Source organism: Pinisolibacter aquiterrae (genome assembly GCF_019160155.1).
Classification (GTDB): Bacteria; Pseudomonadota; Alphaproteobacteria; order Rhizobiales; family Ancalomicrobiaceae; genus Pinisolibacter; species Pinisolibacter aquiterrae.
Window position 1 is genome coordinate 296,917 of sequence record NZ_JAFNIH010000019.1, and the last position, 21,960, is coordinate 318,876.

General features: G+C 69.5%; 27 protein-coding genes and 1 other RNA gene. 11 read left to right on the forward strand and 17 right to left on the reverse strand.

Annotated elements, in window-relative coordinates:
• Positions 1–149: 149 nt before the first annotated feature.
• The 8 genes from pal to ruvB all read right to left on the reverse strand — a co-directional run bounded on the left by pal (position 150) and on the right by ruvB (position 7,708).
• Positions 150–656 carry a peptidoglycan-associated lipoprotein Pal gene (gene pal / locus J3S89_RS05675; protein ID WP_217926501.1) on the reverse strand — a complete coding sequence of 169 codons (507 nt, stop codon included), beginning with the start codon at positions 654–656 and terminating at the stop codon, positions 150–152.
• A 230-nt stretch (positions 657–886) separates the two neighbouring features.
• Entirely contained in the window at positions 887–2,266 is a 1,380-nt protein-coding gene (gene tolB, locus J3S89_RS05680; RefSeq protein WP_230489254.1) for a Tol-Pal system beta propeller repeat protein TolB, read from the reverse strand.
• 59 nt (positions 2,267–2,325) lie between these two features.
• The gene (gene tolA / locus J3S89_RS05685; protein ID WP_217926502.1) at positions 2,326–3,630 is read right to left on the reverse strand and encodes a cell envelope integrity protein TolA; all 1,305 of its coding nucleotides are present in this window, start codon (positions 3,628–3,630) and stop codon (positions 2,326–2,328) included.
• Between the two features lie 7 nt (positions 3,631–3,637).
• Positions 3,638–4,093, reverse strand: coding sequence for a protein TolR (tolR, locus tag J3S89_RS05690; protein ID WP_217926503.1), 456 nt, complete (start codon positions 4,091–4,093; stop codon positions 3,638–3,640).
• 10 nt (positions 4,094–4,103) lie between these two features.
• The gene (tolQ, locus tag J3S89_RS05695; protein ID WP_217926504.1) at positions 4,104–4,820 is read right to left on the reverse strand and encodes a protein TolQ; all 717 of its coding nucleotides are present in this window, start codon (positions 4,818–4,820) and stop codon (positions 4,104–4,106) included.
• 287 nt (positions 4,821–5,107) lie between these two features.
• The gene (ybgC, locus tag J3S89_RS05700) at positions 5,108–5,545 is read right to left on the reverse strand and encodes a tol-pal system-associated acyl-CoA thioesterase (RefSeq protein WP_217926505.1); all 438 of its coding nucleotides are present in this window, start codon (positions 5,543–5,545) and stop codon (positions 5,108–5,110) included.
• Positions 5,546–5,767: 222 nt separating this feature from the next.
• Complete coding sequence (locus J3S89_RS05705) at positions 5,768–6,454, reverse strand: outer membrane protein (protein WP_217926506.1); 687 nt, start codon at positions 6,452–6,454, stop codon at positions 5,768–5,770.
• A 216-nt stretch (positions 6,455–6,670) separates the two neighbouring features.
• A complete protein-coding gene (ruvB, locus tag J3S89_RS05710) occupies positions 6,671–7,708 on the reverse strand; it encodes a Holliday junction branch migration DNA helicase RuvB (protein WP_217926507.1) in 1,038 nt (345 codons plus the stop codon).
• A 156-nt stretch (positions 7,709–7,864) separates the two neighbouring features.
• On the opposite strand from ruvB, the gene J3S89_RS05715 reads away from it, so the two are divergent.
• The 4 genes from J3S89_RS05715 (at position 7,865) to J3S89_RS23490 (ending at position 10,027) form a co-directional block, all read left to right on the forward strand.
• Entirely contained in the window at positions 7,865–8,488 is a 624-nt protein-coding gene (locus J3S89_RS05715; protein WP_217926508.1) for a hypothetical protein, read from the forward strand.
• Positions 8,489–8,513: 25 nt separating this feature from the next.
• Complete coding sequence (locus J3S89_RS05720; protein WP_217926509.1) at positions 8,514–9,206, forward strand: helix-turn-helix transcriptional regulator; 693 nt, start codon at positions 8,514–8,516, stop codon at positions 9,204–9,206.
• 129 nt (positions 9,207–9,335) lie between these two features.
• Positions 9,336–9,704, forward strand: a complete 369-nt coding sequence (locus J3S89_RS05725; RefSeq protein WP_217926510.1) for a VOC family protein — start codon at positions 9,336–9,338, stop codon at positions 9,702–9,704.
• A gap of 50 nt (positions 9,705–9,754) precedes the next feature.
• The gene (locus tag J3S89_RS23490) at positions 9,755–10,027 is read left to right on the forward strand and encodes a rubredoxin (RefSeq protein WP_338020046.1); all 273 of its coding nucleotides are present in this window, start codon (positions 9,755–9,757) and stop codon (positions 10,025–10,027) included.
• Here J3S89_RS23490 and J3S89_RS05735 read toward each other — a convergent pair.
• Genes J3S89_RS05735 through ruvC form a run of 3 tightly spaced genes read right to left on the reverse strand, consistent with a single transcriptional unit; the run spans position 10,011 to position 11,618 of the window.
• Entirely contained in the window at positions 10,011–10,481 is a 471-nt protein-coding gene (locus J3S89_RS05735; RefSeq protein ID WP_217926511.1) for a hypothetical protein, read from the reverse strand. The two genes, J3S89_RS23490 and J3S89_RS05735, sit on opposite strands and share 17 nt — an antisense overlap.
• Positions 10,478–11,095: a Holliday junction branch migration protein RuvA gene (gene ruvA, locus J3S89_RS05740; RefSeq protein ID WP_217926512.1), complete on the reverse strand. Its 618-nt coding sequence runs from the start codon at positions 11,093–11,095 to the stop codon at positions 10,478–10,480. Before ruvA ends, J3S89_RS05735 begins: the two co-directional genes overlap by 4 nt.
• A gap of 10 nt (positions 11,096–11,105) precedes the next feature.
• Positions 11,106–11,618 carry a crossover junction endodeoxyribonuclease RuvC gene (gene ruvC / locus J3S89_RS05745; protein ID WP_217926513.1) on the reverse strand — a complete coding sequence of 171 codons (513 nt, stop codon included), beginning with the start codon at positions 11,616–11,618 and terminating at the stop codon, positions 11,106–11,108.
• Positions 11,619–11,863: 245 nt separating this feature from the next.
• Here ruvC and J3S89_RS05750 point away from each other — a divergent pair, with 245 nt between their 5' ends.
• Together J3S89_RS05750 and J3S89_RS05755 are read left to right on the forward strand one after the other, a co-directional pair.
• Positions 11,864–12,322 carry a MarR family winged helix-turn-helix transcriptional regulator gene (locus J3S89_RS05750; RefSeq protein ID WP_217926514.1) on the forward strand — a complete coding sequence of 153 codons (459 nt, stop codon included), beginning with the start codon at positions 11,864–11,866 and terminating at the stop codon, positions 12,320–12,322.
• Between the two features lie 155 nt (positions 12,323–12,477).
• A complete protein-coding gene (locus J3S89_RS05755; protein ID WP_217926515.1) occupies positions 12,478–12,903 on the forward strand; it encodes an organic hydroperoxide resistance protein in 426 nt (141 codons plus the stop codon).
• Positions 12,904–12,987: 84 nt separating this feature from the next.
• On the opposite strand, the gene J3S89_RS05760 is transcribed toward J3S89_RS05755, so the two are convergent.
• The 6 genes from J3S89_RS05760 to J3S89_RS05785 all read right to left on the reverse strand — a co-directional run bounded on the left by J3S89_RS05760 (position 12,988) and on the right by J3S89_RS05785 (position 16,259).
• Positions 12,988–13,737 (reverse strand): YebC/PmpR family DNA-binding transcriptional regulator, encoded by a 750-nt coding sequence (locus tag J3S89_RS05760; protein ID WP_217926516.1) that lies wholly within the window; start codon positions 13,735–13,737, stop codon positions 12,988–12,990.
• 127 nt (positions 13,738–13,864) lie between these two features.
• Entirely contained in the window at positions 13,865–14,680 is an 816-nt protein-coding gene (locus tag J3S89_RS05765; RefSeq protein WP_217926517.1) for a TIGR00282 family metallophosphoesterase, read from the reverse strand.
• A 7-nt stretch (positions 14,681–14,687) separates the two neighbouring features.
• Positions 14,688–15,299: a 5-formyltetrahydrofolate cyclo-ligase gene (locus J3S89_RS05770; protein ID WP_217926518.1), complete on the reverse strand. Its 612-nt coding sequence runs from the start codon at positions 15,297–15,299 to the stop codon at positions 14,688–14,690.
• Positions 15,300–15,344: 45 nt separating this feature from the next.
• A non-coding RNA gene (gene ssrS / locus J3S89_RS05775) (6S RNA) lies at positions 15,345–15,503 on the reverse strand.
• A gap of 84 nt (positions 15,504–15,587) precedes the next feature.
• Positions 15,588–15,968, reverse strand: coding sequence for a cell division protein ZapA (locus tag J3S89_RS05780; RefSeq protein ID WP_217926519.1), 381 nt, complete (start codon positions 15,966–15,968; stop codon positions 15,588–15,590).
• Positions 15,969–15,977: 9 nt separating this feature from the next.
• Positions 15,978–16,259, reverse strand: a complete 282-nt coding sequence (locus J3S89_RS05785) for a DUF4164 domain-containing protein (protein ID WP_217926520.1) — start codon at positions 16,257–16,259, stop codon at positions 15,978–15,980.
• A gap of 580 nt (positions 16,260–16,839) precedes the next feature.
• Between J3S89_RS05785 and gap the strand changes: the two genes are divergently transcribed.
• From gap to J3S89_RS05810, 5 genes are all read left to right on the forward strand, one after another.
• Positions 16,840–17,847, forward strand: a complete 1,008-nt coding sequence (gap, locus tag J3S89_RS05790) for a type I glyceraldehyde-3-phosphate dehydrogenase (protein WP_217926521.1) — start codon at positions 16,840–16,842, stop codon at positions 17,845–17,847.
• A gap of 75 nt (positions 17,848–17,922) precedes the next feature.
• On the forward strand, positions 17,923–19,119 hold the full coding sequence (locus J3S89_RS05795) for a phosphoglycerate kinase (RefSeq protein WP_217926522.1): 1,197 nt from the start codon (positions 17,923–17,925) through the stop codon (positions 19,117–19,119).
• Positions 19,120–19,275: 156 nt separating this feature from the next.
• On the forward strand, positions 19,276–19,905 hold the full coding sequence (locus J3S89_RS05800; RefSeq protein WP_217926523.1) for a thiamine phosphate synthase: 630 nt from the start codon (positions 19,276–19,278) through the stop codon (positions 19,903–19,905).
• Positions 19,906–19,913: 8 nt separating this feature from the next.
• Positions 19,914–21,083, forward strand: a complete 1,170-nt coding sequence (locus J3S89_RS05805) for a tetratricopeptide repeat protein (RefSeq protein ID WP_217926524.1) — start codon at positions 19,914–19,916, stop codon at positions 21,081–21,083.
• Between the two features lie 72 nt (positions 21,084–21,155).
• Complete coding sequence (locus tag J3S89_RS05810) at positions 21,156–21,944, forward strand: inositol monophosphatase family protein (protein ID WP_217926525.1); 789 nt, start codon at positions 21,156–21,158, stop codon at positions 21,942–21,944.
• Positions 21,945–21,960: the final 16 nt, after the last annotated feature.

Below are 21,960 nucleotides of genomic sequence, written 5' to 3' on the forward strand. Positions count from 1 at the left end.
CGCGGTCTTTTCGCGAGGCCGCGCCGAAACCGCCGCCTCGCCGCGCGATCGGCCGGCCGAAACGAAAACGGCGGCCCCGAGGAGCCGCCGTCCGATGCCGTCGCGTCCGGCCGACCCTACCACTCGGGCGGGGCCGCCGATCCGTCCGATCACATGGCGCCGCCGAGCACCGTCACCGCGCGGCGGTTCTGGTTCCAGCAGTTCTCCGCGTCGCAGACCGCGACCGGGCGCTCCTTGCCGTAGGAGATGGTCTTCAGGCGGGTCGAGGAGACGCCGCGCGCCATCAGATAGTCGCGGGTGGCGGCCGCGCGGCGGGCGCCGAGGGCGATGTTGTATTCGCGGGTGCCGCGCTCGTCGGCGTGACCTTCGACGGTCACCGAATAGCGCGGATAACGGGCGAGCCACGCCGCCTGACGATCGAGCGTCGAGCGCGCCTCGGTGGTCAGGTCGGTGCTGTCGACGGTGAAGAACACGCGGTCGCCGACGTTGACCACGAAGTCCTGCTGCGAGCCCGGGGTCGCAGCACCCGCGCCGCCCAAGCCGCCGGCACCGTCGCCGGCGCTGTCCTGCTGACTGGCGCAGGCGCCGAGCGTCAGAGTGGTGGCGAGAACCGCCGCGAACTTGAATCCGCGCCCGAGCGCGATGCTGCTGAACATCCTGGAACTCCTTCGGATCACCCCGATGACCTTCCGGTAACCTTGACGGACCGTGGTTAAATCGTGGTTCAGAAACTTGGTGAACGAAGTCTTGACGCGAACTTTTTTCGAAGAGAAAGGCGCGGCGTTTCGTCGAATTCGACTTCACCGCCCGAGCATGGCGGAAAGGTGTCGCCGCGACGGCCTTCGCGCGACCGTCGGGGACGGTCGCGCGACGTTGCCGAAATGCATCACTTCTGCAGCGGCGACCACGCCGGATCCGAGGCGGAGCCCGGCGTCTTGACCTGAGTCAGCACGTGGCCGGTGACGTCGGCGAGCCACAGTCGCGAATCGCCGCCCTCTTCCTTGAAGAACATCACGTAGCGGCCGTTCGGCGCGAAGGTCGGCCCTTCCGCGTGGAAGCCCTCGGTCAGGATGCGTTCGCCGGTGCCGTCCGGCTTCATCACGCCGATCTTGAATCCGCCGCCGTCCTGCTTGGTGAAGGCGATGAACGGATTGTCCGGATCCGGCGACCACACCGGCGTGGCATAGCGGCCCGAGCCGAAGGAGATGCGCTTGGCGCCACCGCCGCCGGCCGACATCACGTAGAGCTGCTGGGTGCCGCCGCGATCGCTCTCGAAGACGATCTGCGATCCGTCCGGCGAGAACGACGGATGGGTGTCGATCGCCGCGCCCTCGGTCAGCTGGCGCATCCCGCGACCGCCCAGTTCCATCGCGAAGATGTTGGCGTTCGCCTCCTTCTGCATCGAGAAGACCAGCGTGTGGCCGTCCGGCGAGAAGCGCGGGCTGAAGGTCATGTTGGGGAAGTCGCCGACCAGCTGGCGCGCGCCCGAGGCGACATTGAGGATGAAGACCTTCGGCTCGCCCGCGCCATAGGCCATGTAGGCGATCTGCTGGCTCGACGGCGAGAAGCGCGGCGTCAGAACGAGTTCCTGGCCCCGGGTGAGGTAACGCACGTTGGCGCCGTCCCAGTCCATGATCGCGAGCTTCTTCACCCGCGCCGTCTTCGGCCCGGACTCGTCGACGAAGACGATGCGGCTGTCGAAGAAGCCCTTGAACCCGGTCAGGTTCGAATAGGCCGCGTCGGCGACGATGTGGGCGAGCCGGCGGACGGCGTCCTGCCCCGCGCCGACCTGGGTGCCGACCAGCTGGGTGCCGCCGAACACGTCCCAGACGCGCACCTGCGCGGTGACCTGATTGCCCGACCGCGACACCGTGCCGGCGATCAGCGCCTGTGCGCCGATGCCCTTCCAATTGTTGAAGTTCGGCATCTGATCGGCGCCGACCGTCCCCTCGAGATAGGAGGACGGATCGAGCACCGTGAAATAGCCGGAGAGCCGCATGTCGGCGGCGACGATCTGCGCCACCTCGCGCGCCAGGGCCGGATCGCCGCCGAACTGCGGCACCGCGATCGGCATCGGCTGGAACGCCGCGCCGGGCGTCACCGTGATCTTCAGCTCGGCCGAAGCCGGCGTCGGCGCGATCGTGAGCCCCGCCGCCGCGCCGAGCAGCGTCAGCGCCAGAGCAGTCGCGGCACCGAACCTGCGACCGACGCGCTTCGCGTCGGCGGCCCGCGCCGTGGGGGGGAACTCCATCGATGTCGTCGTCATCGTCGTCCTCGTCGTCGGGAGGGAGCGTCTCGCCTCGTCGCGATCATGCCCCTCGAACATCACAGATCCTTGGGATCGAAGGTCGCCTGCACCTGACTCCACGCGGAGAACTTCTCCGAGGGCAGTTTGTAGGGACCGCATTGAATGAGCGCGCGCCGGGCCGAAGCGGCCAGGCTGACGCCGAGCGGGTGGGCCGGCGCCTCGATCACCGACGGCTGACCGTTGAGCGAGCCGTCGGCGTTGAGCGAGAAGCGCATCGTCACCTTGAGCCCCGCCTCGGCCGCGCCGATCGGTGGATTCCAACACTTCTTGATCTGGCCGATCAGACCGTCGGTCTCCGCCTGGGTCATCCGCACCACGTTGATCTTGCCGGTGGGCGAGCCGAGCGACGCGGTCTTCTGTTCGTGACCCGAGGCGGAACCCGTCTGGTTCTTGTTGAGCACGTCGGAAATCTGCGACGAGAACGCCTTCGAGCTCGACGCCTGCTTGGCCGCGGCCGCCTTCGCGTCTGCCGCCGCCTTGGCCTTGGCGTCGGCTGCGGCCTTCGCATCCGCGGCCGCTTTCGCCGCCTTGGCATCCGCCGCGGCCTTCGCGTCCGCGGCCGCCTTCGCGTCGGCGGCGGCTTTCGCGTCGGCCTTGGCCTTGGCGTCGGCGGCGGCCTTCGCGTCCGCCTTCGCCTTGGCATCGGCGGCGGCTTTGGCGTCCGCCTTGGCCTTGGCCTCGGCCGCCTTCTTCTCGTCGAGCTTCTTCTGCTCCTCGATCAGCTTGTCGAGCGCCTTGGTATCCTTCGGCGGCTCCTTCGGCTGAGGCGGCTTGCCCTCGCCGACATCCTTGGCCTTCTCCGCCTCCTTGGGCAGATCCGGCTTCGCCTCGGCGACCTTGACCGGCGCCGGCTTCGGCTCGGGCGCCTTGACCGGCTCGGCCTTGGCGGGCTCGGCCTTGGCCTCCTGCTTGGGCTCGGGCTTCGGCTCGGCCTTCGGCAGCGGCTTCGGTTCGGGCACCTTGATCGGCTCGGGTTTCGGCGGTTCGGCCGCCTTCGGCGGCTCCGGCGTCGGTTCGGGCCGGGGCGTCGGGCGCGCCTCAGGGAGCGGCGGCGGCGGCTCCTCGTGCGCGTCGGTGCCGGCACGGGCGCCGTCGGCCTCCTTGGCCGCCTTGGCCATGTCCTTCGGCGTCACTTCGTCCTTGGGCTTGGCCGTCTTCTGGCCGAGCTTCAGGTCCGCGACGGTCGCGATGGGCACGAATTCGATCGGCATGGCGTCGACCGCCGGCGTCTCCTCGCGCTTCTCGAAGCCGGGGAATCCGAACAGGATCCAGGCGAGGAGCGCGGCATGGAGAAGGGCGGAGGACGGGAGACCCGGGCGCATGCCGCGATCACCTCGACGCGGTTTCGGGAAGCGAGACGAGACCGATCTTCTTGTAACCGGCGTCGTTCAGCCGACCCATCACCTTGAGAATGGAGCCATAGTCGGTCGACTTGTCGCCGCGCACCAGGATCCGCTCGTCGACGCCGTTCTTGGCGATCGCCTGCAGCTTCGGCACCAGCTCGTCGATCTTGAATTCGGCGTCCTGGATGTAGATCCGGCCCTGACCGTCGAGCGAGACGGTGATCGGCTGGGTCTGGCCCTCCATCGCCTTGGCGCGGGTCTCCGGCAGATCGACCGGCACGCCGACCGTCATCATCGGTGCCGCCACCATGAAGATGATCAGGAGCACCAGCATGACGTCGATGAACGGCGTCATATTCATTTCGCTCATCACGCCGCCGCGCGAGCGCCGCCGTCCGCGCCGCCCGCCCGAGACACCCGATCCGCCGACCGCCATACCCATGGGTCTCTCCTCAGGCCGCCTGCCGCTCGTCGATCTGACGCGACAGGATGGCGGAGAATTCGTCCGCGAAGGTCTCGAGCCGGCCACCCAGCGCGCCGGCGTCCGACGACAGCTTGTTGTAGGCGATGACCGCCGGGATCGCCGCGACCAGACCGATGGCGGTGGCGAAGAGCGCCTCGGCGATGCCGGGCGCCACCACCGCGAGCGAGGTGTTCTTCGAGGCCGCGATGCCCTGGAACGCCGTCATGATGCCCCACACCGTGCCGAAGAGGCCGATGAACGGGCTCGACGACCCGATCGTGGCGAGCACCAGGAGATTGGACTGGAAGCGATCGACCTCACGGTTGATGGTCACGTCCATCACCTTGTCGATGCGCTGCTGGAGCGAGCCGATCGCCGGCCGTCCGCCCTCGTGGGAGCGCTTCCATTCGCGCATGGCGGCGACGAAGAGCGCGGGCATGCCGTGATTGGCGCGCGCCGACAGCGTCCGATAGAGATCCTCGAGGCTCTGGCCCGACCAGAAGATCTGCTCGAAGTTGTCCATCTGGCGACGGGTCTTCATGTAGAGCACGATCTTGTCGACGATGATCGCCCAGCACCAGACCGAGGCCGAGAACAGGCCGAGCATCACCAGTTTGACGACGATATGCGCGCTCCAGAACATCGAGAGCAGCGTCATGTCGGTATGCGGCGCGGCCAGCGCGGCCTGAGCGACTTCGGGATTCATGTGTCGAGTACCCTTTCGGCCGAGAAACGGCGCGGGCGACGGACCAACCGGCGGGATGACCGACGGCGATGGAAGAGACGGATCCGGCGGCGCCGGGTCGCGCCCCCGTGAGGGGCGACCTTTCGGCGCGCATCGTCGTTCCCGTCCTCGGACCCGAGATCCTTCTGCCCGGCGAATGTGACCAAACGAGGACCCTGCCGGGTCCCCTTCACCCGTCAGCAAGCCATTGTCATGGTTAAGGAACCGTTACGGTTGTTGCACTGCGGAGGAGATCGCGCGGCGGCGGTTCACTCCGGATGACCGATCAGGGCCCGGATATCGGCCGGCACCCGATGCGGCCGCGCGTCCGGTCCGAGGCACACGACGGTGACGACGGCCGTGGAGATCGTCTCCTCGCCGCGCTTGAGAACCTGATCGAGCACCATCCGCGCGCCGCCGATCTCGCGGGTCGAGGTGGTGACCTCGAGCAGGTCGTCGAGCCGGCCCGGCCTGAGATAGTCGACCTCCATGCGCCGGACGGCGAAGAGCAGCGGATGGTCGGACGCCTGCATCTCGGACTGGCTGATGCCGAGCGCGCGCAGATATTCGGTGCGGCCGCGCTCGAAGAATCGGACGTGGGAGGCGTGATAGACGATCCCGCCTGCGTCGGTGTCCTCCCAATAGACGCGGACCGTGATCGTGTCCTCGAAATGGGGGGTGGGATTGCCGGGCTTCTCGATCGTCATCACACCGTCTCCGCTCGCGGCGGAAGCAGGATCCGCCCTCGACCCCGACACGACGGAACACGGCCGAACGGGGTCCATGCCGCACTGCGACAGGCGACGAATAGAGAATGTCGGTGCCCACATCAACCCGAACCGGATCGAAGCCGGCGTCCTCGCGCCCAGATCCCTCGATCGGGCGATCGATGCCGACCTCGGATCGCCGATCGGTTCGGCGTGCCGCGCTCAATCGAAGCGATACCGCGCGCCGACGAGGAACTGATTGAAGGAATTCTGCTTCGACGTCGCGGTGATGGTGTAGCCACCAAACTCCTTCGACGTCTTGATCCGATCGACATAGAGATATTTGTAGCCGAGATCGATCGTCAGATTCCTGGAGACGTCGTACGACAGACCCGCCATGGCCGAGGCGGCGAAACTGGCGCTGTTCGAACTCGCGATCTGGTACTGCGTGCTCACCCCGCCCGAGGTCAATCCGGCCGTGAGGTCGCTCCACGACACGGCGACGCCGACGCCCGCGCCGAGATAGGGTCGAAGCGCCGTCTTCGTATCGAAGTCGTGATAGACGTCGAACATGATCGGAAGGATCGTGCTGGTGTTTCTGACGCTCCCCGAATAGGTCGTTCCGCTCACGACGGCCGCCGGGGCATTGTACTCGATCCGGCTGTTGAGGATCGGGCTGACACTCAGTTCGACGCGCCAATCGGGCGTGACGTGCCCCCCCAGACCGAAACTCGTGGCGAGAGAGCCGTTGCGCGACAGACCGTCGATCGACCAACCTTCGATCGAAACCTCCGGCTTGTTGCCGATGCCGTATCCGACCGCGCCGCGCAGATACATGCCGTTGTAGAGGTCCTCCTCGGTCGCCTGCGCATAGGGCGTGCACCCGCCCGGCGGGAAACAGGATGCCACCGCGCTCCCGCTCCCGAACGACGCGAACAGAACCGTCGCCAGGGCGACTGCCGGCGATGAGCGATGTCTCATTTCGATGACCCCCGAGAACGCTTGCGACTCTGAGTAGCATCGTCTCGTTAGGGTTAATGAACCGTGAAACCTGCGGTCGCCGTCCCCGCCGGTCCGAACCGACGGTCGGGCTCGGGCACGCTCCGACACGAGCCCTCCCCCGCCTCACTCCTCGTCGAGGCCGAGGCCCAACTGCTCCGGACGACCGCTCGGCGGCTCGATCCCGAGATGGCGGAAGGCGCCCTGCGTCAGCATGCGCCCGCGCGGCGTCCGTTGCACGAAGCCCTGCTGGATCAGATAGGGCTCGACGATCTCCTCGATCGCGTCGCGCGGCTCTGACAGCGCCGCCGCGATCGTCTCGATGCCGACCGGACCGCCGCCGAACGAGACCGCGATCACCTCGAGATAGCGCCGGTCGAGCTGGTCGAGACCGGCCCGGTCGACCTCGAGCCGCACCAGCGCGCGATCCGCGATCTCGCGATCGATCGCCGCCTTGCCGCCGACGATGGCGAAGTCGCGCACCCGGCGCAGAAGCCGTCCGGCGATGCGGGGGGTGCCGCGCGAGCGCCGCGCGATCTCGTTGGCGCCCTCCTCGGTGATGGCGAGCCCCATCAGCCGCGCGCCGCGCTTCACGATGAATTCGAGCTCGGCGACCGTGTAGAAGTTGAGCCGGATCGGAATGCCGAAACGGTCGCGCAGGGGCGTCGTCAGGAGCCCGAGCCGGGTCGTCGCCGCGACCAGGGTGAACCGCGCCAGATCGATCTTGACCGACCGCGCCGCCGGCCCCTCGCCGATGATCAGATCGAGCTGATAATCCTCCATGGCGGGATAGAGGATCTCCTCCACCGCCGGATTGAGCCGATGAATCTCGTCGATGAAGAGCACGTCGCGCTCTTCCAGATTGGTCAGCAGCGCCGCGAGATCGCCCGCCTTGGCGATCACCGGCCCCGAGGTCGAGCGGAAATTGACCCCGAGCTCGCGGCTGACGATCTGCGCCAGCGTCGTCTTGCCGAGCCCGGGCGGGCCGACGAAGAGAACGTGATCGAGCGCCTCGCGCCGGGTCTTGGCCGCCTCGATGAAGACCGAGAGATTCTCGCGCGCCGCCTGCTGACCGACGAAATCGCCGAGCGCCTGCGGACGCAGCGAGGCGTCGAGATCCTCCTCGCGCTTCTCTCCCGTGACCAGTCGTTTGGGTGTCGCCATCGAATCGCGTCGTCCTCGAGATCGGCTCTACCGTTTCCCTAGCATGATGCGCGTCCGAGGACGAAGCGAGAACGAAGGAAGCGCTCCGACGCCTTTCCACCGATCGGCCGGTTCGGTGTAGTGTCGCTCGCCACTCGCCCGAACGGAGCAGCGACCATGACGATCCGTGCCCCCCTCCTCGCCGTCCTCGCCCTCGCCGCGACGGCGGCCCCGGTCGCCGCCCAGGGCGCCGCGCCCGCAACCCTCGCCTGCGCCCCGCCGCTCGGCCCGAAATCGTCCCACGCCGAGGTCGTCGCCGCCTATGGCAAGGCCAATGTCGTCTTCCGGATGATCGACGGCGCCGAGGGCGAGAAGATCGCCGCCACCGTCGTCTTCCCCGACGATCCGAAGCGCCGCCTCGAACTGATGTGGGCGGACGAGAAGAAGCGCTCCGGCCTCCTCGCCGTCCGCCCCGCCAAGGAGACCGCCCTCGTCGCCCCGAACGGCATCCGCCGCGGCATGACGCTCGCCGAGGTGGAGAAGCTCAACGGCCGGCCCTTCGTCCTGGTCGGCTTCGATTGGGACTACGGCGGCGCCGTCACCGATTGGAAGGGCGGCGCGCTGGCGGGCCCGGCCGCCGGCGGCTGCACCGTCTCGGTCTCCTTCGCCCTGCCGGAAGACGTCGACGAGGCGGTCTCCGCCGCCGTCGCCGGCGACACCGAATTCTCCTCGTCCGACACGACGATGAAGGCGGCGAAGCCGGTCGTCGACGGCTTCGCCCTCGGCTGGCCCCAACCCTGAGCGGCCCTTCGGTCACCCCGCCGCCATGTCGCGCGCCGCCCGCCTCCTCGATCTCGTCCAGGCCCTTCGCCGCCGGCGCGGCCCGGTCGCCGGCGCCGTGCTGGCGGGCGAGCTCGGCGTCTCCCTGCGCACGCTCTACCGCGACGTCGCCACGCTCCAGGCCCAGGGCGCGGCGATCGAGGGCGAGGCCGGCGTCGGCTACGTGCTGCGCTCGGGCTTTCTGCTGCCGCCGCTGATGTTCGCCGACGAGGAGCTCGAGGCCCTGGTGCTCGGCTCGCGCTGGGTCGCGGCGAACGGCGATCCGACGCTCGCCCGCGCCGCCCGCGACGCCCTCGCCAAGATCGCCGCCGTCCTGCCCGGCGAACGCCGCGAGACGTTCGACGAGCCCGGCCTACTGGTCGCCGATCGTCAGCTCCTCGCGACCGCCCCCGTCGGGCTCGACCTGCTGCGCCGGGCGTTGCGCGAGGAGCGGAAACTCACCCTCCTCTATCGCGACGCCGAGGGCCGCGAGACCCGCCGCCTCGTCTGGCCGATCGCCCTCGGCTTCTTCGAGACCACCCGCGTCCTGGCGGCCTGGTGCGAGAGCCGCGCCGCCTTCCGCCATTTCCGCGTCGACCGCATGGTCGCGGCAGAGATCGAGGAGACCCGCCCGCCACGCCGCCGCCGCGCGCTCCTCGCCGAATGGCGCCGCGCCGAGGGCATCCCACCGCGCCCGTGACGATCGCGCGCCCATGCCGCGAGAAGCGCCGCGAGAGGCGCCGCGCGTCGCTCGCACGCGTCGACTGCTGACGCGGATCGTCAGCAGCCCTGTCGCAGGATCGGGGCCTCCACCAACGAGGACCCCACCATGATCACGCCCCGTCTCCTGCTTCTCTACGTCGCCGACGCCCGCCGTTCCGCCGCCTTCTGGGCCGACCTGATCGGCACCCGGCCGGTCGAACTCTCCGACACCTTCGCCATGCTGCCGCTCCGCGACGGCCTGATGCTCGGCCTGTGGACGATCGACGGCGTCGCCCCGGCCGCCACGATCACCGGCGGTGGCGGCGAGATCGCCGTCGCCGTGGCGAGCGACGCGGCGGTCGACGCGACCCACGCCGACTGGTCGGCGCGCGGGCTCACCATCCTCCAGGCGCCGACCGCGATGGACTTCGGCCGCACCTTCACCGCCGCCGACCCAGACGGCCATCGCATCCGCGTCTATCACCCGGCCGGCTGAGGGCACGGGATCGTCGGAAGATCGTCGCAGGCCGGATACATCGGCCTGCGATGATCCCGGCGAGCCCCGTCCTCGCCGGAACCCGGACCATGATCGACCGCCGCCGTCTCCTCGCCACCGTCCTCGCCGCTCTCGGTCTCGCCGCCGCCCGTCCCGCGCGCGCCGCCGAGGAGCCGCGCGACTGCCCGACCCGCGATTGCGGCTGGGTCTACGATCCGGCGATCGGCGACCCCGAGCACGGCGTCCCGCCGGGCACCGCCTTCGCCGACATCCCCGACGACTGGGTCTGCCCCAATTGCGGACGCATCAAGGATCTGTGGTGACCTCGGACGCGGACGGATCGCCGAGACCGCGCCGCGCCCACATCGCCGCGCTCACGCCCGCCGCGACGAAGACCGCCGCGCCGATCCCGCCGTAGAAGACGGCCGGATCGAAGAGCCGAAGACCCCGCTCGCGGTGCTCGAGCCCGATCGCGAGCAGGACCGTCGCGATCGCGCTGCCCGCGGCGAAGGCGGCGATCGCCGCGCGCTTCGACCCCGGCCGCTCGAACCACCCGGCGAAGGCGAGGCCGACCGGAAGGCTCGCCCCGCCGACCACGCCGAGGACCGGCGGCAGGACGCCCGGCAGATCGCTCGCGAGATCGACGAGCGTCGCCCCCATGTCCCGCGCGGTCGTCATGCCGGCGGCGAGCACGACGACGATCAGCGCGACGCCGGCCGCGATCGCCGTCGTCGCCGCCAGCCGGATCGCCACGCCCCAACGGCGGCGCGGCGTCATTTCGCCAATTCCTTGAGGCCCAGCCGGATCAGCTTTTCGGTGGTCGCGTCCTCGCCCGCCTCGCGCGACGCCGCCGCCACCGCCGCGCTCGCCTGGATCTGCGGATAGCCGAGATTGACCAGCGCCGAGACCGCGTCGGCGAGCGGCTTCGGCGCCGTCTTCTCGGCGATGCCGCCGGAGAGCGCCACCAGGGCCGGATCGACCGAGGCGAAGGCCGGCGCCTTGTCCTTCAGCTCCTGGGCGATGCGCTCGGCGAGCCGCTTGCCGACGCCGTTGGCGCGGGAGAGCGCGGTCACGTCCTTCAGCGCGATCGCCGAGGCGATCTCGTTCGGCCGGAGCGCCGAGAGGAGCGCCAGCGCCACCTTGGTGCCGACGCCCTGGACCGTCGTCAGCAGGCGGAACCAATCCCGCTCTTCCGCGTCGGCGAAACCGTAGAGTCGGATCATGTCCTCGCGCACGATCGTCTCGATCGACAGAACCGCCGCCTCGCCCGGCGCCGGCAGATGCTGGAGCGTGCGCGACGAGCAGTAGCAGACGTAGCCGACCCCGCCGACGTCGAGGATGACCCAGTCGTCGCCGTATTCGTCGACCAGACCTCTGAGCTTGCCGATCATGCGCGCGTCCTCATCTTGCCGCGATCCGGAGCGCCCGGCCGAGCGTCTGGCGATGGTGGGCGTGGCAGATGGCGATGGCGAGCGCGTCGGCCGCGTCAGCCCCCTTCCACACCGCCTTGGGCAGGAGGATCCTGACCATGTGTTGGATCTGATCCTTGTCGGCGTGACCGGCCCCGACGATCGCCTTCTTGACCGCGTTGGGCTGGTATTCGGCGACCGACAGCCCGGCCCGCGCCGGCACCAGCAGCGCGACGCCGCGCGCCTGACCGAGCTTCAGCGTCGAGGTCGGATTGGTGTTGACGAACGTGTGCTCCACCGCCGCCTCGTCGGGGGCGTGATCGGCGATGACGCTCGTGAGCCCGTCGTGCAACTCCACCAGCCGCCCCGCCAGTTCGTCCGTCGCCGTCGAGGTGACGGTGCCGCAGGCGACGAAGGACAAGCGATTGCCGACGCTGTCGATCACCCCCCAGCCGGTACGCTGGAGGCCGGGATCGATACCGATGATTCGAACGACCTGGGTCATGCGCGCGACGCTACATGTTCTCGCTTCGTTTCGCAAAGGGGCGAGGCTTCGGAAGATCGCTCGTGACGCCCGCGACGTCGGGTCGAAATCGATCGACCCCGCCCCCGGCATCGACGGCGCGCGTTCCTCTTCTCCCCATCGCTGAAGAAGCGGCCCGAAGCGCGGACGAGGGCGCTCGGACGCGCACCGAGCCCTCCGATTTCCATCGCTTGACATTAGATCGTGCACGATATAAATCTCTCCCCATGACGACGAACGACCCGATCGGCCCCACGCCCCAGTTGAAGCTCGACGCGCAGCTCTGCTTCGCGCTCTATTCGACCATGCACGGTGTCGCCAAGGTCTATCGCCGCCTGCTCCGCGATCTCGATCTGACCTATCCGCAATATCTTGTCCTGCTGGTGTTGTGGGAGAAGGACGAGATCAACGTCTCGGAAATCTGCCAACGCCTCCAGTTGGAGACGACGACCCTGACCCCGCTCCTCAAGCGCCTGGAGGGACGCGGCCTGATCCGCCGCACCCGCTCGGCCGAGGACGAGCGGCAGGTGATCGTCACGCTGACCGCCGAGGGCCGGGCGCTGCGCGCCACCGCCGCCGGCATCCCCGACTGCATCGCCGCGGCGGCCGCCCTCCCGCGCGAGGATCTCGCCGACCTGCGCGGCCGACTGACCCGCTTGCGCGACAACCTCGCCGCCGCCGGCTGACCCGGGAGAGCCCCTCCCAGTCCGGCCGCATCGAGACACGCCGCCACCGCGAACCACGGCGCCCTCCTCCGGGGCCGCGTTTCGCCTGCCTTTCGCACAAAAATATATCGTGCACGATATGAATACGAACGATGTATCAACCGAGGAGAAGACCGATGTCCCTGGAAAAAGTTCTCTACCGCGCCACCGCGACCGCCACCGGCGGCCGTGACGGCATCGCCGCCACCGACGACGGCCACCTCGCCGTCAAGCTCACCGTGCCGAAGGAACTCGGCGGCCCCGGCGGCGAGGGCACCAACCCGGAGCAGCTCTTCGCCACCGGCTATTCCGCCTGTTTCCTCGGCGCGATGAAGTTCGTCGCCAACCGCGACAAGCTCCCCGTCCCCGCCGGGACCACGGTCACCGGCAAGGTCGGCATCGGTCCGCTGCCGACCGGCTTCGGCATCGAGGTGGAACTGCGGATCGCGCTCCCCGGCGTCGACCCGGAGGTCGCCCGCACGCTCGTCGAGCGCGCCCACGTGGTCTGCCCCTATTCCAACGCCACCCGCGGCAACATCGACGTCACCCTGACGCTGGTGTGACCGCCACCGGCGACGGAAAAGAAAAACGGGCGCCGGAGGTCTCCCTCCGGCGCCCGCTCGTGGTTTCGGTTCGGCTCCCGCGCCTCAGGCGGCGGTGAGCTTGGCCATGACCTCGTCGGAGATCTCGAAGTTGGTGAAGACGTTCTGCACGTCGTCGTCGTCCTCGAGCATGCCGATCATCTTCATCAGCGACATGGCGCGCTCCTCGTCGACCGGCACGGTGTTCTGCGGCTTCCAGTTCATCTTGACCGAGCTCGCCGTCCCCAGCGCCGCCTCGAGCGCCTTGGAGACCTCCGACAGGCCCTCGAAGGTCGTGACGATGACGTGGCTCTCCTCGTCGGAGACGACGTCGTCGGCGCCCGCCTCGATGGCGGCTTCCAGCACGGCGTCGGCCGAGCCGACCGAGACGGGATAGGTGATCTCGCCGATCCGGTCGAAGGAGAAGGAGACCGAATTGGTCTCACCCAGCGCTCCGCCGAACTTGGTGAAGGCCGCGCGGACGGCGCCGCCGGTGCGGTTGCGGTTGTCGGTCAGCGCCTCGACGATCACCGCCGTGCCGCCGGGGCCGTAGCCCTCGTAGCGAACCTCTTCGTAGTTGTCGCCGTCGGCACCGGACGCCTTCTTGATGGCGCGCTCGATGTTGTCCTTGGGCATGTTCTCGGCGCGCGCGTTGAGGATCGCCAGACGCAGCTTGGCGTTCATCGAGGGTTCCATGCCGCCCTGCTTGGCCGCGACGGTGATCTCGCGGGCGAGCTTGGAGAAGAGCTTGGAGCGGACCGAGTCCTGCTTGCCCTTCCGGTGCATGATGTTCTTGAACTGTGAATGTCCGGCCATGGTCGTCGTCTCGTCGGTCGCAGGCTGGAGTGAAAGCGGCGGCCCCGAGGCCGCGCGTCCCACCCGATCATGTGTCGAAGTGCGCCGCTTATAGTGTGCCCGGCCGCGAAAATCCAGCCGAGGCCGGTCAGAAGCGCGGCAGCGCCTGCGACAGACGGCCGCCGATCCGGATCGGCTCGACCCGGGTGGCGAGACCGCTCGCCTCGTCGACCTCCACCACCAGCCCGCACACCGTCGCCTCGCCGCCGGCCGGCTCGAACCGCGCCCGGCCGATCTTGGTGGTGAAGCGGTTGATCGGCTCGTCCTTCTCCATGCCGATGACGCTGTCGTAGTCGCCGCACATGCCGGCATCCGACTGGAAGGCGGTGCCGCCGGTCAGGATCTGCCAATCGGCCGTCGGCACATGCGTGTGCGTGCCGATGACGAGGGAGACGCGCCCGTCGAAATGATGCGCCATCGCCTGTTTCTCCGAGGTCGCCTCGGCATGGACGTCGAGGACGATCGCGTCCGCCTGCTCGGCGAGCGGACAGGCGGCGATCTCGCGCTCGGCGACCGCGAACGGGTCGTCGAGCGGATCCATGTAGATCCGCCCCATCACCGAGACGACGAGCACTCGCGCCCCGTTCTTGGCGACATAGAGATTGGCGCCCTTGCCGGGCGTCCCCTTCGGGTAGTTGGCCGGGCGCAGGAGACGCGGCTGTCGCTCGATGAAGACCAGCGCCTCGCGCTGATCCCACGAATGATTGCCCAGCGTCAGCGCGTCGGCGCCGGCGTCGATCAGATCCTGAGCGATCTCCTCGGTGATGCCGAAACCACCGGCGGCGTTCTCCGCGTTGACCACCACGAAGTCGAGGCGGAGATCGTCGACGAGGCCCGGCAGCCGATCGACCACCGCCTTGCGCCCCGCGCGCCCCACCACGTCGCCGAGAAACATCAGTCGCATGAAGGCGTCACTCCGAGGATGGGATGCGGGGCGTGATCGCCCCGGTTTCGGTGAGGATCAGATCGAGCCGCCGATCATGAGCCTCCGCGGGCACGCCGTCGACCCGTTGGCAGGCGAAGGCGAGCCCGATCTTGAGCCGCGGGCGCCGGCTCTCCAGCCGATCGAGGGCGCGGTCGTAATGGCCCTTGCCGTAGCCGATCCGGTGGCCGGCGCCGTCGAAGGCGGCGAGCGGCATCAGGAGCACGTCCGGCTCGACCTCGCCCGCCCGCGCCGGCGGCACCGAGAGGCCGAATGAGGCGGGCTCCAGTGCGTCGCCCTCGCGCCAGTCGCGAAAGACCATGGTGACCCGGTCCTCGCCCACCACCGGCAGGGCGAGCCGCGCCCCCGCCGTCGCCAATCGGCGCATCAGCGGACGCGGATCGATCTCGCTGCGGATCGGGAAATAGCCCGCCACCACCGTGCCCGGGGCGATCGGCGGCAGCGCGTCGCTCCGCGCCAGGGCCTCGGCGCCGAGGCGTCGAGCTTCGGGATCGAGCCCGTCGCGGCGCGCCAGGGCGGCGCGGCGAAGATCGGCCTTGGCGGCGGCGAACGGAGCGAGGGAGGGCGGGGTCTCGGTCATCGGCGGCTTCGAACGGTGGCCGATGCCACGAGAGAAGGAAGGAGTGACGAAGCCACCTCGATCGATGGAGATATCGATCCCGGGAAACCTACAACGTAGGTGGGCGCCGTTATGGGGAAGTCCACGGACCTCCCCAGGGACAGCTCCCGTTCGGATCGATAAGGCCCCGGGGATGCAAACTCCTGTCGCATCGCGCAGCCTCGTCGAGCGCGAATATAGGGCCGCGCCCGATCCTCCGCCAGTGCACCCCCGACGATCTCGGTGGACGGGCGCCGCTCGGACGGACTCTCAGCCCTCCGACGCGTCCGCCCGGCGCCGTCCCAGCGCCTCGGCGACCGAGCCGATCCGCCGCGCCGCCTCGTCGATGCGCCGGGCGATCTCCACCTCGACCTCGTCGCGCCGCTCGATCACCGCCGCGCGGGTCTCGCGTAAGGAGCGGTTCTCCGCCTCGAGGCTCTTGAGGCGGCGCTGTGTCTCGGAGAGCTCGTCCATCACCGTCACCGCCGCCATCACGGTCAGGCGTTGATCGCCGATCTCGCCGAAGGAGCCGCGCAGACCGTGGATGATCTCGTCGATGCGCTGCGCCAGGCCCTGCAGATGAGCCTCTTGGCCGTCCTCGCAGGCCATCCGATAGACGCGCCCGTTGATGGTCACGTTGACTTGAGCCATCGCCTCGCCTCAGCCGCCGTGCGCGTCGAGCACGGAACGGATCGATTCCATCGCCGCCACCAACCGCCGCGACACCTCGCGATTGGTCTCCTCGAGCAGATTGGCGCGCGTCTTCTCCTGGTCGAGCGTCTGACCGAGCTGCGAGCGGTCTTCCGCCAGCCGCGCGATCTCCTCCTCGAGCTCGGTATTGGAGCGATCCGTCTCGAAACGCCGCTCCGTCGCCGTCTCCAGCGCCTCGAGCGCCGCCGACAGTCGCCCGAGCGCCGCCTCGACGGCGGGTGCCTGAACCATCTGGACCCCTCCCGTGGCCGCCCGGGCCTCCTGAGCCCCGCGACCTCTCGTCCTGCGACACGCCGCCTCGTGGTCGACCCTCGACCCGACGGCCCGCGTCGTCCGGCCACCGCCGGCGACGCCGATCCGCCACGACCGATACCGTCGACCCGATCGTCGTCCGATTCGCCGAATGCGCGTCCAGAGCGGAATTTAGGCTTCCGCCGAAGCATGGGTCAATGTGATGCCGTCACCATGATCGTCGCGGCCGCGCGCGGCCGACGGCGGCGTCCACCGGAAGCGTCCGGGACCGCGCGGCTCTGACGCGCATTCGTTCGGATTGACACCCTCGACTGCCCTGCTATCAGTGCCCCGACCTCGATTTCGAGCGCGGTCTCGGCCGGCGCGTCACGCGACGCGCGAACGCCCTCGAAGGCGAATGCAGTTTTCCCGCCGCCCAAACCCGTTCCGACGGGTGGCGACGGAGGGGTGGAAACCCTCTCGCCGATCGGCCCTTCGGGATCGATCCCGGACCGAGCGGACCGCCCGACGGAAGTTCAACCGCCGATCGGGCGGAGAATCACTCGAGAGGAGAACATCCATGGTCGTCCGCGTCGCCATCAACGGGTTCGGTCGCATCGGTCGCAACGTGCTGCGGGCCATCGTCGAGTCGGGTCGCACCGACATCGAGGTGGTCGGCATCAACGATCTCGGCCCGGTCGAGACCAACGCCCATCTCGTGCGCTACGACAGCGTCCACGGCCGCTTCCCCGGCACCGTGACCGTCGCCGGCGACACCATCGACGTCGGCCGCGGCCCGATCAAGGTCACCGCCATCAAGGATCCGACCCAGCTCCCCTGGGCCGATCTCGGCGTCGACGTCGCGATGGAATGCACCGGCATCTTCACCGCCCGCGACAAGGCCGCCATGCATCTCGCCGCCGGCGCCAAGCGCGTCCTGGTCTCCGCGCCCGCCGACGGCGCCGACCTCACCGTGGTCTACGGCGTCAACCACGACAAGCTGACCAAGGATCATCTCGTCGTCTCCAACGCCTCCTGCACCACCAACTGCCTCTCCCCCTTCGCCAAGGTGCTCAACGACACCATCGGCATCGAGAAGGGCATGATGACGACGATCCACTCCTACACGGGTGATCAGCCGACCCTCGACACCATGCACAAGGACCTCTACCGCGCCCGCGCGGCGGCCCTCTCGATGATCCCGACCTCGACCGGCGCCGCCAAGGCGGTCGGTCTGGTGCTGCCGGAACTGAAGGGCAAGCTCGACGGCTTCGCGGTGCGCGTGCCGACCCCGAACGTGTCGGTGGTCGATCTGAAGTTCATCGCCAAGCGCGCCACCTCGAAGGACGAGATCAACGACGCCATCCGCGCCGCCGCCAACGGCCCGCTGAAGGGCATCCTCGGCTACACCGACGACAAGAACGTCTCGTCGGACTTCAACCACGACCCGCATTCCTCGATCTTCCACACCGATCAGACCAAGGTCATGGACGGCACGCTCGTCTCGGTCCTCTCCTGGTACGACAACGAGTGGGGCTTCTCCAACCGCATGTCCGACACCGCCGTCGCCATGGCGAAGCTGATCTGATCCGCCGGATCGAAACGAAGGGGCCGGTCTCGACCGGCCCCTTTTTTCTCGGAAATCATGTCAGGGAGAGAGATCATGAGCGCCTTCAAGACCCTCGACGACGCCGACGTGAAGGGCAAGCGCTGCCTCGTCCGCGTCGACCTCAACGTGCCGATGGAGGAAGGGCACGTCACCGACGACACCCGCATCCGCGCGGTGTTGCCGACCATCACCGAGATCGCCGACAAGGGCGGCAAGGTGATCCTGCTCGCCCATTTCGGCCGCCCCAAGAACGGACCGGAAGACAAGTATTCGCTGGAGCAGGTGGTGCCCGCGCTCGCCTCGCGCCTCGGCATGCCCGTCGCCTTCGCCGCCGATTCGATCGGTCCGGTCGCCGAGGCGGCGATCGCCGAGATGGCCGACGGCGACGTGCTCCTGCTCGAGAACACCCGCTTCTACAAGGGCGAGGAGAAGAACGACCCCGCCCATGTGAAGGCGCTCGCCGCCCTCGGCGATCTCTACGTCAACGACGCCTTCGCCACCGCCCACCGGGCGCACGCCTCCACCGAAGGCCTCGCCCATGTGCTGCCGGCCTTTGCCGGCCGCTGCATGCAGGCCGAGCTCGACGCGCTGACCAAGGCGCTCGAGACGCCCGAGCGGCCCGTCGCCGCCGTCGTCGGCGGCGCCAAGGTCTCCTCCAAGCTCGAGCTGCTCGGCAATCTGGTCAAGAAGGTCGACTACCTGATCATCGGCGGCGGCATGGCCAACACCTTCCTCGCCGCCGAGGGCGTCGCCGTCGGCAAGTCGCTGTGTGAGCACGACCTCGCCCCGACCGCCCGCGAGATCGTCGAGAAGGCGAAGGCCGCCGGCTGCACCATCGTGCTGCCGGTCGACGGCGTCGCGGCCAAGGAATTCAAGGCCGGCGCCGAGAACCGGGTCGTCGCCAACGGCGACATCGCCGCCGACGAGATGGTGCTCGACGCGGGCCCCGCCTCGATCGCCGCGGTCGTCGAGCTGCTCGGCAAGGTCAAGACGCTCGTCTGGAACGGCCCCTTCGGCGCCTTCGAGATCGAGCCCTTCGACGCCGCCACCAATGCGGTCGCTCTCGAGGCGGCGCGTCTGGCGGCAGCGGGCGAGCTGGTCGCGGTCGCCGGTGGCGGCGACACCGTGTCGGCGCTGAACCATGCCGGCGCCGCCGAGGACTTCACCTACATCTCCACCGCCGGTGGCGCCTTCCTCGAGTGGCTCGAGGGCAAGGCGCTCCCCGGCGTCGAGTGCCTGCGCAAGGCGTGATCCGCCCGCGCCCGACGTGACCCACGGCCCGGACCTCACCGTCCGGGCCGTTCGTCGTCCGTGCCCGCCTTACCCGCGCCGAATTCGCGGGCGATTTGACATCGTGGCCCGAAGGGACTTGAACCTCGGGAGCCCCATTCATTCGAGGAACCGCCCGTGGCCCGTCTCTGTCTCGTCACCCCGCGCAGCATCGATCTCGCGAGCTTCACCGCGAGCCTCGAGGCGGCGGTCGCGGCCGGCGACGTCGCCTCGCTGATCATCGATCTGCCGACCGCCTCCGACGCCGACCGCCGCCGCGCCGCCGATCACCTGACGCCGATCGCCCAAGCGGCCGACGTCGCCGTCCTCGTGCGCAACGACACCCGCGCCGGCGGTCGCGCCAAGGCCGACGGCGTCCACATCGACACCGGCATGGCCGACCTGCGCGCCGCCCTCGACACCTTCCACCCCGGCGGCATCGTCGGCGTCGGCGGCCTCGAGACCCGCCACGAGGCGATGGAGGCCGGCGAGACCGAGGTCGACTACGTCTTCTTCGGCGATCTCGACCGCCCCGAGGAGCCCGAGGCCGCCCGCCGCGCGCTCGACCTCGCCGAATGGTGGACGCCGCTGTTCGAACCGCCCGTCGTCCTCCTCGGCGGGTCGACGCTTCTCTCCTGCGACGAGGCCGCCGCGACCGGCGCCGAATTCGTCGCGCTGCGCGACGCGATCTGGAACGATCCGCGCGGACCGGCCGAGGCCGTGCGCGAGGCGAGCGCGCGTCTCGCCGCCGTCGAACCCGAGAGCTGAGGCCGCCGATGTCGTCGCGTCCGCGCTCCTCGCTCGCCCTCGCCGTCGCCGCGCTCGCCCTCCTCGGCCTGCCGGCGCTCGGCCGCGACGCCCGGGCCGAGACCCCCGCCAAGGCGCGGACCGCGCCGCATCGGTCCGACGCGAAGGCGCCGCCCGCCCCGCTGCCGCCCGGAGCCCTGGCGCCCCGGCTGGCGCCGACCCTGCCCGAGTCGACCGAGCGCGTGCTCCACGGCCCGACCATGTCGCCCTCGCCGCCACCGAGCGAGGACGATCCCGATCCGGTCTATGCCGCCTTCCAGCGCGGCCTGTGGCTGCGCGCCCTGTCGCTCGCCATTCCCCGCGCCGAGGCCGGTGACACCGCCGCCATGACCATGATCGGCACGCTCTACGAAGGCGGCATCGGCATCCCCGTCGATCTCGCCAAGGCCGCCAGATGGTACCGCCTCGCCGCCGACAAGGGGGATCGCGAGGCTCGCTCGGCGCTCGCCCAGATGTATGTCGCCGGGCGCGGCATGCCGAAGGATCTCGGCGAGGCCTGGAAGCTCTTTTCCGCCGCCGCCGCGCAGGATCAGCCGATCGCCCTCTACAACGGCGCGATCATGATGTTCGACGGTCGCACCGCGCCGCACGACCCGGAAAAGGCGACGGCCTGGCTGAAACGTGCCGCCGAACTCGGCAACATCGAGGCGCAATACGCCTACGCGACTCTCCTCTCCGACGAGGAGAACCCGCGCCACGATCCCCTCACCGCCGCTCGCTGGATGCGTGAGGCGGCGATGTCCGGCTTCGAGGCGGCCGAGATCGACTTCGCCCTGATGCTGCTCAACGGACGCGGCGTCGCCAAGTCGCCCGAGAACGCCTTCGTCTGGTTCCATCGCTCGGCGCTGCGCGGCAACGCCATCGGCCGCAATCGGCTGGCGCGCATGTACGCCGTCGGCATCGGCAGCGCGCCCGATCCCGTCGCCGCCCTCACCTGGCACACGCTCGCCAAACGCCAGGGCCTGCCCGACATCTGGCTCGAGACCCGCCTCGCCGATCTCTCCGACGAGGCGCGCCGCCGCGCCGTCGCGGAGGCCGACCGCATCGCCGCGCGCGGCGCCGGCGTCGACCTCGAAGCGGACGAAACGCCGCAGCCCCGCCCCACATCCCCCGCCGACGCCGCCCCGAAGCGGCCCTGAACGGCATTCCCCCTTGAACCGGGCGGCGTTTCGTGGTGACGAGAGGCCGAACCCAGAAGCATGGAACGATCGATGGCACGCTCGGCACTCCTCAACGTCATGGTCGACGCCGTCCGCAAGGCGGGTCGCTCGCTGGTGCGCGATTTCGGCGAGGTGGAGAACCTCCAGGTCTCCCACAAGGGACCGGCCGACTACGTCTCCGCCGCCGACCGCAAGGCCGAGCAGATCCTGCGCGACGAACTCGCCCGCGTCCGCCCCGGTTACGGCTTCCTGCTCGAGGAGAGCGGCGTCGTCGAGGGTACCGACCCGACCCACACCTGGATCGTCGACCCGCTCGACGGAACCACCAACTTCCTGCACGGTATCCCGATCTTCGCGATCTCGGTGGCGCTCCAGCGCAACGACCAGATCGTCGCCGGCGTGATCTACAACCCGATCATGGACGAGCTCTACGTCGCCGAACGCGGCGCCGGCGCCTTCGTCAACGATCGCCGCCTGCGCGTCGCCGCCCGGCGCGAACTTCACGAATGCGTGATCGGCACCGGCATTCCCTTCCTCGGTCACGGCGATCACGCCCGCTTCCTCGCCGAGGCCGGTACCGTGATGCGCGAGGTCGCCGGCATCCGCCGCTGCGGCGCCGCCTCGATCGACCTCGCCTGGGTCGCCTCGGGCCGCCTCGACGGCTTCTGGGAGCGCAGCCTCAAACCCTGGGACATGGCGGCCGGTATCCTGATGATCCGCGAGGCCGGCGGCTTCGTCACCGACCTCTCCGGCCGCGACCGCATGCTCGAGACCGGCTCGGTGATGGCCGGCAACGAGAACGTGCACAAGCGTCTGGCCACCCTGCTCGCCAAGGCCTGACCCGGCCCGACCGACG